At 73.7% G+C, this 11871-nt stretch carries 14 protein-coding genes and 1 pseudogene; 6 read left to right on the top strand and 9 right to left on the bottom strand.

Annotated features, from left to right (window positions below; genetic code table 11):
* The first annotated feature begins 35 nt into the window (after nt 1–35).
* A complete protein-coding gene (locus AAEP86_RS07410; RefSeq protein ID WP_420369900.1) occupies nt 36–599 on the top strand; it encodes a hypothetical protein in 564 nt (187 codons plus the stop codon).
* A 71-nt stretch (nt 600–670) separates the two neighbouring features.
* Here the strand turns inward: AAEP86_RS07410 and AAEP86_RS07405 are convergent, their stop codons facing one another.
* The 9 genes and pseudogenes from AAEP86_RS07405 to AAEP86_RS07365 all read right to left on the bottom strand — a co-directional run bounded on the left by AAEP86_RS07405 (nt 671) and on the right by AAEP86_RS07365 (nt 7335).
* A complete protein-coding gene (locus AAEP86_RS07405) occupies nt 671–2020 on the bottom strand; it encodes an ABC-F family ATP-binding cassette domain-containing protein (RefSeq protein WP_420370457.1) in 1350 nt (449 codons plus the stop codon).
* Between the two features lie 56 nt (nt 2021–2076).
* A pseudogene (locus tag AAEP86_RS07400) lies at nt 2077–2443 on the bottom strand (ATP-binding cassette domain-containing protein); the annotation flags it as partial.
* A gap of 409 nt (nt 2444–2852) precedes the next feature.
* The gene (locus AAEP86_RS07395; RefSeq protein ID WP_420369899.1) at nt 2853–3518 is read right to left on the bottom strand and encodes a hypothetical protein; all 666 of its coding nucleotides are present in this window, start codon (nt 3516–3518) and stop codon (nt 2853–2855) included.
* A 5-nt stretch (nt 3519–3523) separates the two neighbouring features.
* Nucleotides 3524–3922: a PLD nuclease N-terminal domain-containing protein gene (locus AAEP86_RS07390; RefSeq protein ID WP_420369898.1), complete on the bottom strand. Its 399-nt coding sequence runs from the start codon at nt 3920–3922 to the stop codon at nt 3524–3526.
* Between the two features lie 22 nt (nt 3923–3944).
* Nucleotides 3945–4601 (bottom strand): hypothetical protein, encoded by a 657-nt coding sequence (locus AAEP86_RS07385; RefSeq protein ID WP_420369897.1) that lies wholly within the window; start codon nt 4599–4601, stop codon nt 3945–3947.
* A 34-nt stretch (nt 4602–4635) separates the two neighbouring features.
* Nucleotides 4636–5106: a molybdenum cofactor biosynthesis protein MoaE gene (locus AAEP86_RS07380; RefSeq protein ID WP_420369896.1), complete on the bottom strand. Its 471-nt coding sequence runs from the start codon at nt 5104–5106 to the stop codon at nt 4636–4638.
* Nucleotides 5103–5615 (bottom strand): MogA/MoaB family molybdenum cofactor biosynthesis protein, encoded by a 513-nt coding sequence (locus AAEP86_RS07375; protein WP_420369895.1) that lies wholly within the window; start codon nt 5613–5615, stop codon nt 5103–5105. Before AAEP86_RS07375 ends, AAEP86_RS07380 begins: the two co-directional genes overlap by 4 nt.
* The gene (gene moaC, locus AAEP86_RS07370; protein ID WP_420369894.1) at nt 5612–6088 is read right to left on the bottom strand and encodes a cyclic pyranopterin monophosphate synthase MoaC; all 477 of its coding nucleotides are present in this window, start codon (nt 6086–6088) and stop codon (nt 5612–5614) included. The genes AAEP86_RS07375 and moaC overlap by 4 nt, the downstream gene beginning before the upstream one ends.
* Nucleotides 6085–7335, bottom strand: a complete 1251-nt coding sequence (locus AAEP86_RS07365) for a molybdopterin molybdotransferase MoeA (RefSeq protein ID WP_420369893.1) — start codon at nt 7333–7335, stop codon at nt 6085–6087. The genes moaC and AAEP86_RS07365 overlap by 4 nt, the downstream gene beginning before the upstream one ends.
* A 119-nt stretch (nt 7336–7454) precedes the next feature.
* On the opposite strand from AAEP86_RS07365, the gene AAEP86_RS07360 reads away from it, so the two are divergent.
* The 5 genes from AAEP86_RS07360 (at nt 7455) to AAEP86_RS07340 (ending at nt 11806) form a co-directional block, all read left to right on the top strand.
* Entirely contained in the window at nt 7455–8339 is an 885-nt protein-coding gene (locus AAEP86_RS07360; protein WP_420369892.1) for an MTAP family purine nucleoside phosphorylase, read from the top strand.
* On the top strand, nt 8336–9406 hold the full coding sequence (locus AAEP86_RS07355) for an NAD-dependent epimerase/dehydratase family protein (RefSeq protein ID WP_420369891.1): 1071 nt from the start codon (nt 8336–8338) through the stop codon (nt 9404–9406). The genes AAEP86_RS07360 and AAEP86_RS07355 overlap by 4 nt, the downstream gene beginning before the upstream one ends.
* A 311-nt stretch (nt 9407–9717) precedes the next feature.
* Nucleotides 9718–10506, top strand: a complete 789-nt coding sequence (locus AAEP86_RS07350) for a glycosyltransferase family 2 protein (protein ID WP_420369890.1) — start codon at nt 9718–9720, stop codon at nt 10504–10506.
* Nucleotides 10503–11147, top strand: a complete 645-nt coding sequence (locus AAEP86_RS07345; RefSeq protein WP_420369889.1) for a TIGR04282 family arsenosugar biosynthesis glycosyltransferase — start codon at nt 10503–10505, stop codon at nt 11145–11147. The genes AAEP86_RS07350 and AAEP86_RS07345 overlap by 4 nt, the downstream gene beginning before the upstream one ends.
* Nucleotides 11144–11806: a class I SAM-dependent methyltransferase gene (locus AAEP86_RS07340; protein WP_420369888.1), complete on the top strand. Its 663-nt coding sequence runs from the start codon at nt 11144–11146 to the stop codon at nt 11804–11806. The genes AAEP86_RS07345 and AAEP86_RS07340 overlap by 4 nt, the downstream gene beginning before the upstream one ends.
* Nucleotides 11807–11871 lie beyond the last annotated feature (65 nt).

Raw genomic sequence — 11871 nt, 5'->3', positions numbered from 1 at the left:
AGCGCGGGGAGGCCGAGATGCCCTACGGTGGCGACATGGACGTGGGGCGGACCATCCTCGGGGCGAGCACGGTGGGAGCGGTCGTGCTGGCCGTCGGACTCGGCGTGGCGGTGACGCCGGGCAGCGGGTTGTCGACGAACGACCTCGGCGGGGGCGTCTGCGGGACCTACCCCGACGACGCGACGTCCGCTGCGGCGTGGTTCCTCGCCGAGTTCCACAACGACACCGGTCACGGCGTCCGCGTCCGGTCCGCCCGCGCGGCCGAGCTGCACGACGTGACGCTCTCGCACCTCGCCATCGCGACCGCACCGAGCGAGCACAGCTCCGGGCTCGTCGTCACCGACGACCCGGACCACCCCGAGGACTACGGCCGCACCGTCCCCGTGGACAGCGGCTTCGTGGTGCCGGCGCACGGCGAACTCGACGTGGTGGGCCGGATCGTCCTGCGGGACGGTGCGGACGCCGGACGGGTCCACGGCCTCGTCGTCACCACGGTCGGGCCGTTGGGGACGGTCCGCACCGTCACCGACCCGGCGTCGTTCGGCGTGGGCATCGGGACGGGCCACGCCGAGTCCGACATCGGCTGCATCGGCGCCTGACGCGAGCGGGCCCCGGACCGTCCCCGGCGACGCGACGGCTCGGTACGAGTAGCCCCGCGACCTCGAGCTGGCTACACCCCGAGCAGCTCCGCGACCTCGAGCCAGCGCTCCTCGAGCTGCTCGATCTCGGCCTCGTGCGCCGCGAGCTTCGCCTGCAGCTCCCCCAGCCCGGCGTAGTCGGACTGGTCGTGGGTCGCGAACGCGTCGAGCAGCTTCTTCCGTTCGTCCCCGACGCGGGCGATCTTGCGGTCCAGCGCCGACATCTCCTTCTCGGCCGTGCGCCGGTCCGCACCGGTCAAGCCGGACGCGGCGGACGCACCGGACCCGCCGGACGCACCAGGAGCGGTGGAGCCGGCCCCGGGACCACCGGAAGCCGTCCCGCCAGCCGTGTCGGGCCTCCCGGCTGACGCGGCGGCAGCCGCTGATGCGGTCCCGCCACCGGTGCCGGCCGCGCGGAGCCGCATGTACTCGTCGACGCCGCCCGGCAGGTGCCGGAGGTGCCCGCCGAGCACGGCGTACTGCTGGTCGGTCACGCGCTCGAGCAGGTAGCGGTCGTGGGAGACCACGAGCAGGGTGCCCGGCCACGTGTCGAGGAGGTCCTCCATCGCGGCGAGCATGTCGGTGTCGAGGTCGTTCGTGGGCTCGTCGAGGATGAGCACGTTCGGCTCGTCGAGCAGGATGAGCATGAGCTGCAGCCGGCGCTTCTGCCCACCGGACAGGTCCTTCACCGGGGTGGACAGCTGCTCCGACGTGAAGCCGAGCCGCTCGAGCAGCTGCGACGGCGTCATCTCCTTGCCGTCCGCGACGTAGCTCGTCTTCTTGCGGGCCACGACCTCGCGGACGCGGTCCGTCGCGAACTGCGCGAGATCGGCGAGTTGCTGGTCGAGCACCGCCACCTGGACGGTCTTGCCCGTCTTCACCCGACCGCTCGTCGGCTGCAGCCGCCCCGACACCAGGTTCAGCAGGGTCGACTTGCCGGCGCCGTTCGGGCCGAGGATGCCGGTGCGCTCCCCCGGCGCGATCCGCCACTCGATCCGGTCGAGGATCTCGGTGTCCTCGAAGGAGACGCTGACGTCGAGCAGGTCGACGACGTCCTTGCCGAGGCGGGCGGTCGCCGTCTTCGCCAGCGCCACCGTGTCGCGGATCGGCGGGACGTCGTCGATCAGCGCGTTCGCCGCGTCGATGCGGAACTTCGGCTTGCTCGTCCGGGCCGGGGCACCGCGACGGAGCCACGCGAGCTCCTTGCGGGCGAGGTTCTGCCGGCGCTGCTCGCTCGCAGCCGCCTGCCGGTCCCGCTCGACGCGCTGCAGGATGTACGCCGCGTAGCCGCCCTCGAAGGGGTCGACGACGCCGTCGTGGACCTCCCACGTGTCGGTCGACACGGCGTCCAGGAACCACCGGTCGTGGGTCACGACGACCATGCCGCCCTGGTTCGCCGACCACCGACGGTTGATGTGCTCGGCGAGCCACTGGATGCCCTCGACGTCGAGGTGGTTCGTGGGTTCGTCGAGGAACAGGACGTCCCAGTCGCCGACGAGCAGCCGCGCCAGCGCCACGCGCCGACGCTGGCCGCCGGACAGGTCGTCCACGCTGGCGTCCCAGGGGATGTCGGACACCAGGCCGCCGATGATGTCGCGGATCTTCGCGTCGCCGGCCCACTCGTGCTCTTCCCGGTCGCCGACGACGACACTGCCGACGAGCTCGCCGGCGGGCAGGATGTCGCGCTGGTCGAGGTACCCGACGGTCAGCCCGCGACGGTGCGTGACGCGGCCGCCGTCCGGCTCGAGTCGCTGGGAGAGCAGGGCGAGCAGCGTGGACTTGCCGTCGCCGTTCCGTCCGACCACGCCGATGCGGTCACCCTCGTCGATGCCGAGGGTGACGCTGTCGAAGACGACCTTGGTGGGGAACTCGAGATGGAGGTTCTCGGCGCCGAGGAGATGAGCCACCCGTCAAGGGTAGGCGGCGCGGGCGGGTGCGGGGTGCGCGGCCTGCGCGGAGCGGGGTGCGTGGGCTGCGTGGTGCTCGGTCGGCACCGACATCGGACGACACGGTCGACGTCGTACGACATCGGTTGTGTCGCTGTCGCGCGTCGGCAACCGTTGCGCGCGCGCAGGAACGACACGGTCGACGTCGTACGACAGCGACGATGGCGTACCGCCGCAGCGCAGGAACCGCGGACGAGTCAGCGCGCGGACCAGCGACCGGCCCGGCCGCCGCTTCCCCTGCTGACGACGGGCGGCCTGGAGGCGCGGCTCAGCTCCCTGGCGTCGGCTCGCCCTCGCCGGCGGGTCGCGTCTCCGCCACCACGGCACGCCATTGTCGCCGGAGACGCCGGGTGACGACGAGCACTCCGAGCAGGAACACCGACAGGGCGCACTCGAGGACCGAGAACGGCGACCACTCGCGCTCGAACACCTGCGAGATCGAGATCAACAGGAGTCCTGGCAGTCCTGCTGTCGTGCGGGCGGTCTGCTGCAGCCGGAGCGTCGCGAGTGCGTGCACGGTCTGCACCTCTCGAGGCGGGTAGGGCATCGAGCCGCGCGTCATCCCGGTGATCTGCCGCCGCTCTGCTCGTCCGACACCCGCGGTGGGGTCCAGCGCCCGCGGGAACTCGTCGCGGCGAAGCACCCAGACCACGCCGACGATCAACGCCAGGATCCCGGCGACCTGCAGCACGAGGGCCACCGTCGACGGCCAACCGGTCCGGCTGTCACCGATCCACGAGATGACGGCGGTGGACACGGTGAGAGCGACCAGGACGCCCGCGACGGCGGCGATGCCGGAGCCGACCGCGAGCACCGTCACCCAGATCCGGCGGCGCCGCGCCGGGTCGGTCGGCGTCCGTCCGGCGAGGTTGTCCGCGACACGGTCCCAGGTCGCATCGGCGACGACGTCGCGGTCGCCTGCCGGCCCGGACACGGAGGTCAGTTCCCCGGCGTCGGCTCACCCTCGCCGGCGGCCTCCTTGGCACGTCGCAGACGCGCCTGCGCCTCCCAGTACTCGATCTCGCGCTCGAGCTCGGCGAGTTCCTGCTCCGTACCGGTGACGCGCTTGTCGCCGTGGGCGGCACGGGCGTGCCCCAGGCTCGCGTACCGGTCCTCGTGGCGCTGCGGCTCGAGGTACCGCCCGTGGTTCCGGTCGTTCGCGCTCCAGTCGTGCCCGACGGCGAACCACACGATGCTGCCGACGACGGGGACGAGGATCACGAGGAACACCCATGCGACCTTCGGCAGGCCACGCACTTGGTCGGCGCCCCTGGTCAGGATGTCGATCAGGGCGAAGACCAACAGGACGATCGAGGCCCCGTACAGCAGCACGCTCATGAGCAGCGAGTCTATGGATCGGCTAGGAACCGTCGCTACGCCCCGAACGCGTGCCGGGATTGCGATCCGACAACGAACTCCTGCGGGCATCCACAGGCTCCGAGCCGACGAAGCGCCGGGCGGCAGCGACGGCGCGGAGCGCGACGACCGCGGAGACGAGCTGGACGAGCGCGGCGGTCGCGACCACGAACCAGGACCCTGTCTCGCCGGCGCCGGTGCCGGCGACACTGCCGATGACGAGGAGGAGTCCGAGCGCCACCAGGACCCCCTGACCACTCGCGGTCTGCACCGCCGCAGCACGGACGACCCGGAGCCGGTCCGCCGGAGCCACCACCCGGCCGTGGACGGCACGGCCCACCGCGCGCTGCTCTCGTCCGGTCAGGGACGAGATGACCGGGAGCAGTTCGGGACGCCTCCTGCTACCGCGGACCGTCCGGACGACGTCGACACCGACCATGGCGAAGCCCAGCACGGCGCCGACGACGGCCACGGCCCAGCGGGGCGCCGAGTCCGGCGGGGTCGCCAGCGCGACCCCGAGCACGACGACGAGCACCACGGCGACGAGTGCGCCGACCGCCAGGACGGGGAGGCGTCTCGGCGGCTCCGCCGCGAGCACCAGGCGCGCCTGCTCGTCGGCACGCGCCCAGCGCCACTCCGCCGCCGCAGCCGTTTCCGTCACCGGGTCCGCCCCGCGCGGCTCGGCCGGACACCCGTCACAGCGCGGCGACCCACTCGTCCGACCCGTCGGTGAACCGCTGGTGCTTCCAGATCGGCACGCGGTCCTTCACGAGGTCGACGAGGGCACCGCACGCCGCGAATGCCTCGGCCCGGTGCGGCGACGACACCGCTGCGGCGAGCGCGACGTCCCCGATGCCGAGGGCCCCGACGCGGTGGAGGACGGCGACCCGGACCTCCGGGTGCGCATCGGCGATCTCACGCGCGACGGCGGCGATGACGTCCCCGGCGCTCGGGTGCCGCTCGTACTCGAGCGCGTGCACGCCCTTGCCCTCGTCGTGGTCGCGGACGACCCCGGCGAACGTGACGACGGCGCCGTCCTGGTCGGTGGCGACGACGGCCGAGACCTCGTCGACGGTGATCGCACGGTCGACGACGTCAGCGACGACGACGCGGTCGACCGGAGTCCCCCCGGTCACGTCGCGGTCGCTCGCCGGCGCCCCGGTCACGACGCACTCCGTGGGGCGTGTCCCTCGCCGTGCACCTGCGCCAGCACGTGGTCGAGCAGTCCGTCGAGCACGTCGAGCCCGTCCGCCACGCCACCTCGGGAGCCCGGCAGGGTGACGACGAGTGCGCCGCCGCCGGTGATCCCCGCGACGCCGCGACTGAGGAGTGCGGTCGGCCCGGCGCCCGCGAGACCGCGGCGGCGGATCTCCTCCGTGATGCCGGGCAGGTCGAGGTCGATGAGCGGGGCCACTGCTTCGGGGGTGCGGTCCGTCGGCGTGACGCCGGTCCCGCCGGTGGTGATGACGACGCGGGCGTCCGCCAGCAGTTCGGCCGAGACCGTCTCGGCGATGGGTCCGCCGTCGGCCACGATCACCGGGTCCCCCACGGTGAAGTCGTGCTCGCGCAGCCAGGCGGCGATGACCGGCCCGGTGCGGTCGAGCGCGGCGTCGGTCGCCGCCTGGGTCGACACGACGACCACGCCGGCGCGGCCCCTGGTCGGCTGCGTGGTCATCGGTTGCTCCAGTCCCCGGAGCGTCCGCCGTGCTTCTCGAGCACCCGGACGTCCGTGATCGTGGCCGCACGGTCGACGGCCTTCACCATGTCGTACACGGTGAGCGCCGCGACGCTCGCGCCGGTGAGCGCTTCCATCTCGACACCGGTGCGCGAGGTCGTGCGCACGGACACCTCGATCACGACCCGGTCGTCGTCGCCGGTGATGTCCACCTCGACGCCAGCGATCGGCAGCAGGTGGCAGAGCGGGATGAGGTCCGAGGTCTTCTTCACCGCCATGATCGCGGCGATCCGGGCGGTGCCGATCACCTCGCCCTTGGGCAGCGAGCCGTCGAGGATGCGGGCGACGACGTCCGGCCGGGTGCGGACCGTCGCCGTGGCGGTCGCCGAGCGGGCGGTGACGTCCTTGTCGGAGACGTCGACCATGTGCGCGCTGCCGTCGGCACGCACGTGGGAGAGCTGTGGGTCGGTCATCGGAGGCTCCAGACGGTCAGGGGGTCACCGGGGGCGACGGTGTCGGTGCCGATGGGCACGTGCACCAGGTGGGTGGCGGCGGCGTAGTGGGCGAGCAGGTGCGAGCTGGGGCCGCCGACGAAGTGCACGCGGCCGTCCTGCACGCGCCCGCGTCGGACCTGGTGCTTGGCGGCGGGCGAGTCCGCGGGTTCGGCTGCGGGGAGGACCTGGGTCACGCGGTCGTCGGCTCCGGCGTCGGCGGCGAGCACCGGACGGAGGAACACCTCGAACGACACGAGTGCGGAGACCGGGTTGCCGGGGAAGGAGACGACGGGCACCGGACGTCCGGCGAGCGTCACCGTGCCGGCGGCCTGCGGACCGCCGGGCTGCATCGCGACGGGCGTGACCGCGAGCCCGCGTGGCTCGAGTGCCTGGCGCACGACCTCGTACGCGCCCGCGCTGATGCCGCCCGTGGTGAGGACGAGGTCGGCCCAGTCCCCCACGGCGTCGTCGAGGGCACGGAGGAAGGCGGTCTCGTCGTCGGGCACCCGCACGGTGCGCGTCTCGGCGCCGACCTCGGCGAGCGCGGCGGACAGCGCGACGCCGTTCGCGTCGCCGATCATCGCCGACGTGACTGCAGCGCCGGCCGTCGCACCGTCGGCGCGGAGCTCCGACCCGGTCGACACCACCAGGACCCGGAGGCGACGCACGACGTCGACGGAGCCGACCCCGGCGGACGCGAGCGCTCCGAGGAGCGCCGGGGTCACCGGACTGCCGGCGGGTGCGAGCTCGGCCCCCTGCGGCAGGTCGGTGCCGGTGCCACGGACGAAGGTGCCCACCACGAGGTCGTCCGGCACGAGCACCTCGGTGAGCCCGAGTGCTGCGGGGAACGAGCCCGGCACGGTCCGTTCGACCGGGAACACCGCGTCGGCCCCGTCCGGGATCCGCGCGCCGGTCATGATCGGCGCTGCCGTGCCGGCGTCGAGCGGCGGCGGGACCACCCCGGCGGGGATCGGCGCCGACACCCGCAGGACGCTGCCCGCGTCGGCGGCACGGACGGCGAAGCCGTCCATCTGGCTGTTGTCGAACGGCGGGAGGGGAGCCGGTGCGACGACGGCCCGTCCCAGCACCCGGCGGCCCCGCCCGGACCGGGCGTCGGTCGCGAGGTCGGCGATGCTCCGAGTCTCGGCGCCGGACGTCTTCCGGCCGGACAAGACCGGCGCGACGAGCGCGACGACCGCGTCGCGGTGCTGACCGATCGTTCGCACGTGGGCCTCCGAACAGGTGGGAAGTGTGCCCGCTCCCGGGTCGTCCCGGGGCGGTCTCAGTAGCGTAACCAGCGCGCAGAACGCGCCGACGACCTTTCGGAGGACCTGTGGAGAACGACGTGACCACGACCGGAGCTGTGGACGAGACCGTGGGCATCGGGGTGATCGGGGGTTCCGGCCTCTACGAGCTCTTCGAACCCGGCACCGCGGACGAGGTCGACGTCGACACGCCGTTCGGTCCGACGTCGAGCCCGATCACGATCGGGACGATGGCGGGCAAGCGGGTCGCGTTCCTCACCCGGCACGGCCGCGCGCACTCCGTGGCGCCCCACCGGATCAACCACCGGGCGAACATCTGGGCGCTCCGGTCACTCGGCGTCCGCGCCGTGGTCTCCTCCAGCGCCGTCGGCGGCCTGCACCCGGACTACGCCCCGGGCACGTTCGTCGTGACCGACCAGCTCATCGACCGCACGTGGGGCCGCGCGGACACGTTCTTCGAGGACGCCGTGCAGCACCTGTCCTTCGCCGACCCGTTCGACCCGGTGCTGCGGCGCGCGGCCGTGACGGCGATCGAGCAGCTCGACGTGCCGTTCCGGCCGACGGGCACCTGCGTCGTGATCCAGGGCCCGCGCTTCTCGACCCGCGCCGAGTCGCTGTGGATGCGCCAGGCCGGCGGCCACACCATCAACATGACGATGACGCCCGAGGTCCCCCTCGCGGCGGAGCTCGGGATCGGTACGGTCAACCTGTCGTTCGTGACGGACGCCGACGCCGGCCTCGCCCCCGCCGAGGACGACGTGGACGCCGCCGAGGCACCCGTCACGCACGGCGCGGTGATGGAGCGTCTCGCCCGCGCCAACGAGGTGATCGTGCGCGCCATCGGGTCGATCGTCGCCGCGATCCCCGACGACTACACGCCGCGCGAGCTCGTCCCGGCCGGCGCCAGCGAGTCCGTCGCACGCTCCGCCGACGCGCCCGCCACCACCCCGGCGGCCCGCTCGTGAGCCGCCTGCTCGTCACCGGCGGCGCCGGGTTCATCGGCTCCGCGATCGTCCGTCGCGCCCTCGCCGACGGCCACGAGGTCCGCGTGCTCGACTCGCTCCGCGACGACGTGCACGGCGACCCCGGCGAGGTCGTCCGTGCCCACCAGCAGCAGGGCATCGAGTTCGTGCACGGCGACGTCCGCGACCGGGTCACCCTCGACGCCGGACTCGACGGCGTCGACGTGGTCTGCCACCAGGCCGCGAAGGTCGGGCTCGGCGTCGACTTCCAGGACGCCCCGGACTACGTCTCGTCGAACGACGCCGGGACCGCGCACGTCCTCGCCGGGATGGACCGGCACGGCATCGGTCGACTCGTCGTCGCGAGCTCGATGGTCGTCTACGGCGAGGGCGCCTACACGACCGCCACGGGGGAACCGACCCGTCCGCCCGCACGGCGCCGCGAGGACCTCGACGCCGGACGCTTCGACCCGATGGGCCCGGACGGCGAGCCCCTCGTGCCGGGCCTGATCGACGAGTCCGCCTCGCTCGACCCGCGCAACGTCTACGCGCAGACGAAGGTCGCCCAGGAACACCTGGCCTCGAGCTGGGCCCGCGCCACCGGCGGTCGCGCCGTCGCGCTCCGCTACCACAACGTCTACGGACCCGGGATGCCCGCGAACACCCCCTACGCCGGTGTCGCGTCCCTGTTCCGCTCGGCGCTGGCCCGCGGTGAAGCACCCCGCGTCTTCGAGGACGGTCGGCAGCGGCGCGACTTCGTGCACGTCGAGGACGTCGCGGGGGCCAACGCCGCGTCGATCGCGGCCACCGCAGACCTGCCGGCCGAGTCCTTCCGCGCGTACAATGTCGGCTCCGGCGTCGTGCACACCATCGGCGAGATGGCCGCGGCCATCGCCGGCCCCGACGGTCCGCAGCCGGTCGTCACCGGTGAGTACCGGTTGGGGGACGTCCGGCACGTCACGGCCTCCTCGGACCGGATCGCGTCGGAGCTGGGGTGGCGCGCCGAGGTCGACTTCGAGCGCGGCATGCGCGAGTTCGCCACCGCGCCGCTCCGTGCGGCCGTGCAGTAGCCGGCCGACGGCCTGAGAAGGCGCGCAGTCGGGAGCAGACGGGACCACACGACGGACGGGAGGCGCGGGTCGGGCCGATCCGCGCCTCCCGTCCGTCCATGGGTGGACATCCCTGTCCCCCGATCAGGGGTGGGCACGCCGGACCGATGCGCGAAACGTCCTCCGGGGGACGTCGATCCTGTACCCCGACGCCTCGCGTCGTGTTGGCTCGAAGCATGCAACGAGAGCCGTCCGACGACGAGACCGACACCGCCACGGGCGCGACGCGCGCGGCGCACCCGGACACCAGTCGGTCCGCCGGAGGGCACCGAATGGCAGACATGACCGTCGACGTGATCCTGCCGTGCCTCGACGAGGCCGATGCCCTGCCGAAGGTGCTCGCGCGCCTGCCCGAGGGCTACCGCGCGATCGTCGTCGACAACGGGTCGACCGACGGGTCGGCGGACGTCGCTCGGGCACACGGCGCGCTGGTCGTCACCGAACCGGTCAAGGGCTTCGGCTCGGCCTGCGCCGCCGGGGTCGCCGCCGCGACCGCGGACTTCGTCGCGTTCTGCGACGCCGACGCGTCGATGGACCCCGCCGAGCTCGTCCCGCTCGTCGACCGTGTCGCGTCCGGCCGGACCGACCTGGCGCTCGGCCGCCGCGTCCCGACCGGCGCCGGCGCCTGGGCGCCGCACGCACGCTTCGCCAACCGGGTGCTCGCCGTCCTCATGCACCGCGCGACCGGCTACCGCCTCCGCGACCTCGGCCCGATGCGGGTGATGCGCCGCGAGGACCTCGTCGCCCTCGACCTGCGCGACCGCCGCAGCGGCTACCCGCTCGAGATGGTGCTCGCCGCGCACGCCGCGGGGTGGCGTGTGGACGAGTCCGACATCGGGTACGCGCAGCGCATCGGTGACAGCAAGGTCACCGGGACGCTCCGTGGCACCGTCAACGCGGTCAAGGACATGTCCCGCCTGCTGCGTGCGTACCGACGGGAGGCGCGGGGCCGCGTCGTCGCACCGGGCCGCGCCCGGCAGACGCTCGCCTCCACCACCGCGCCGATCGCCTCCGACGCCTCCGCGACCACCGCCGCGACCGCGGAAGGGGTCCGCGCATGAGCGCCGACAGCACGATGGACGTCACGGTCGCCGTCGTTGCCAAGGAGTGCCTCCCCGGCAAGGTCAAGACCCGGCTCACGCCCGCGCTGACCCCGGAGGGCGCCGCCCGCGTCGCGGCCGCCAGTCTCGCCGACACGCTGGCGACCGTCCGAGCCCTGCCCGCCGCGCGTCGCGTGCTGTTCTTCGACGGCACCGTCCTGCCCGACGGCGCCGAGGACTTCGACGTCATCCACCAGACCACCGGCGGGCTCGACGAGCGCCTCGGAGCGCTGTTCGACGCCGTCGACGGCCCGCTGCTGCTCGTCGGCATGGACACGCCGCAGGTCAGCGCCGCACACGTCGCGCCGGTGTTCGACGACCCCGCGCGTGACGCGTGGTTCGGCCCTGCCGAGGACGGCGGGTTCTGGGCGCTGTACCTGCGCGAGGCCGACGGCGCGCACCTCCGCGGTGTGCCGATGTCCCAGGACGACACGGGCGCGGTGCAGCGTGCCCGACTGACCGACGCCGGCCTCGACGTCGGCACGCTCGACGTGCTGCTGGACGTCGACACCGTGCCCGACGCCGAGCGCGTGGCGGACCTCGTGCCGGACTCCCGCTTCGCGGCCGCCCTGCACGCCGAGACGGTGGGGAGCCTCCGATGACCATGCACGCACCCGTCTCCTTCGGCGCCGGCGGCGGCGAGCCCTACGCCCGCGCGCTCCGGACCGACGGCCGGATCCGGCTCACCGACCCGGACCGCCCCGACGCGACGGTCACGCTCGACGTCGGGCGCTGGAGCGCCGCGGCGGACCGCGTCGACCGGTCCCTCCTCGACGGCGCCGACGGCCCCGTCATCGACATCGGCTGCGGCCCGGGCCGGATGCTCGTCGCCGCGCAGGCCCTCGGCATCCCCGCGCTCGGCGTGGACGTCTCCGCCGAGGCCGTGGCCATCGCTCGACGGTCGGGCGGTACCGCAGTGCAGGGCTCCGTCTTCGACGCGATCCCCGACGAGGGCCACTGGGACACCGCGCTCGTGATCGACGGCAACATCGGCATCGGCGGCGACCCCACGGCCCTGCTCACCCGGTGTCGCGAGATCGTCCGCGACGGCGGCCGGGTCATCGTCGAGACGCACGTCGACCGCGCAGCCGACCGCACCTTCACCGCTCGCGTGATCGACGCCGACGGCCACCAGAGCGCCGGGTTCCCCTGGGCCGAGGTCGGCGTCGACGCGCTGCTCGACCACGCGGAGCGTGCCGGCCTGACCGCGCGCCAGAGCTGGACCGCGAGCGGCCGGACGTTCTGCGAGCTGCTCGGCTGACGCCCATCTTCTTTTGCTTCATTCAAAAGAAGGCAGTAGGATGAAGTCATCAAGCCGACGGCGTC

Source organism: Curtobacterium sp. L1-20, from assembly GCF_048755855.1.
Taxonomy (GTDB): Bacteria; Actinomycetota; Actinomycetes; order Actinomycetales; family Microbacteriaceae; genus Curtobacterium.
Note: the sequence above shows the minus strand (reverse complement) of the source record. Positions and strands in the feature narration are given on the sequence as shown.

Excerpts from the sequence above, each read along its gene's own strand:
- AAEP86_RS07410 (WP_420369900.1), top strand. The coding sequence starts at position 36 with ATGGACGTGGGGCGGACCATCCTCGGGGCGAGCACGGTGGGAGCGGTC.
- AAEP86_RS07340 (WP_420369888.1), top strand. The coding sequence starts at position 11,144 with ATGACCATGCACGCACCCGTCTCCTTCGGCGCCGGCGGCGGCGAGCCC.
- AAEP86_RS07390 (WP_420369898.1), bottom strand. The coding sequence starts at position 3,922 with ATGAGCGTGCTGCTGTACGGGGCCTCGATCGTCCTGTTGGTCTTCGCC.
- AAEP86_RS07405 (WP_420370457.1), bottom strand. The coding sequence starts at position 2,020 with ATGGTCGTCGTGACCCACGACCGGTGGTTCCTGGACGCCGTGTCGACC.
- AAEP86_RS07350 (WP_420369890.1), top strand. The coding sequence starts at position 9,718 with ATGGCAGACATGACCGTCGACGTGATCCTGCCGTGCCTCGACGAGGCC.
- moaC (WP_420369894.1), bottom strand. The coding sequence starts at position 6,088 with ATGACCGACCCACAGCTCTCCCACGTGCGTGCCGACGGCAGCGCGCAC.
- AAEP86_RS07345 (WP_420369889.1), top strand. The coding sequence starts at position 10,503 with ATGAGCGCCGACAGCACGATGGACGTCACGGTCGCCGTCGTTGCCAAG.
- AAEP86_RS07375 (WP_420369895.1), bottom strand. The coding sequence starts at position 5,615 with ATGACCACGCAGCCGACCAGGGGCCGCGCCGGCGTGGTCGTCGTGTCG.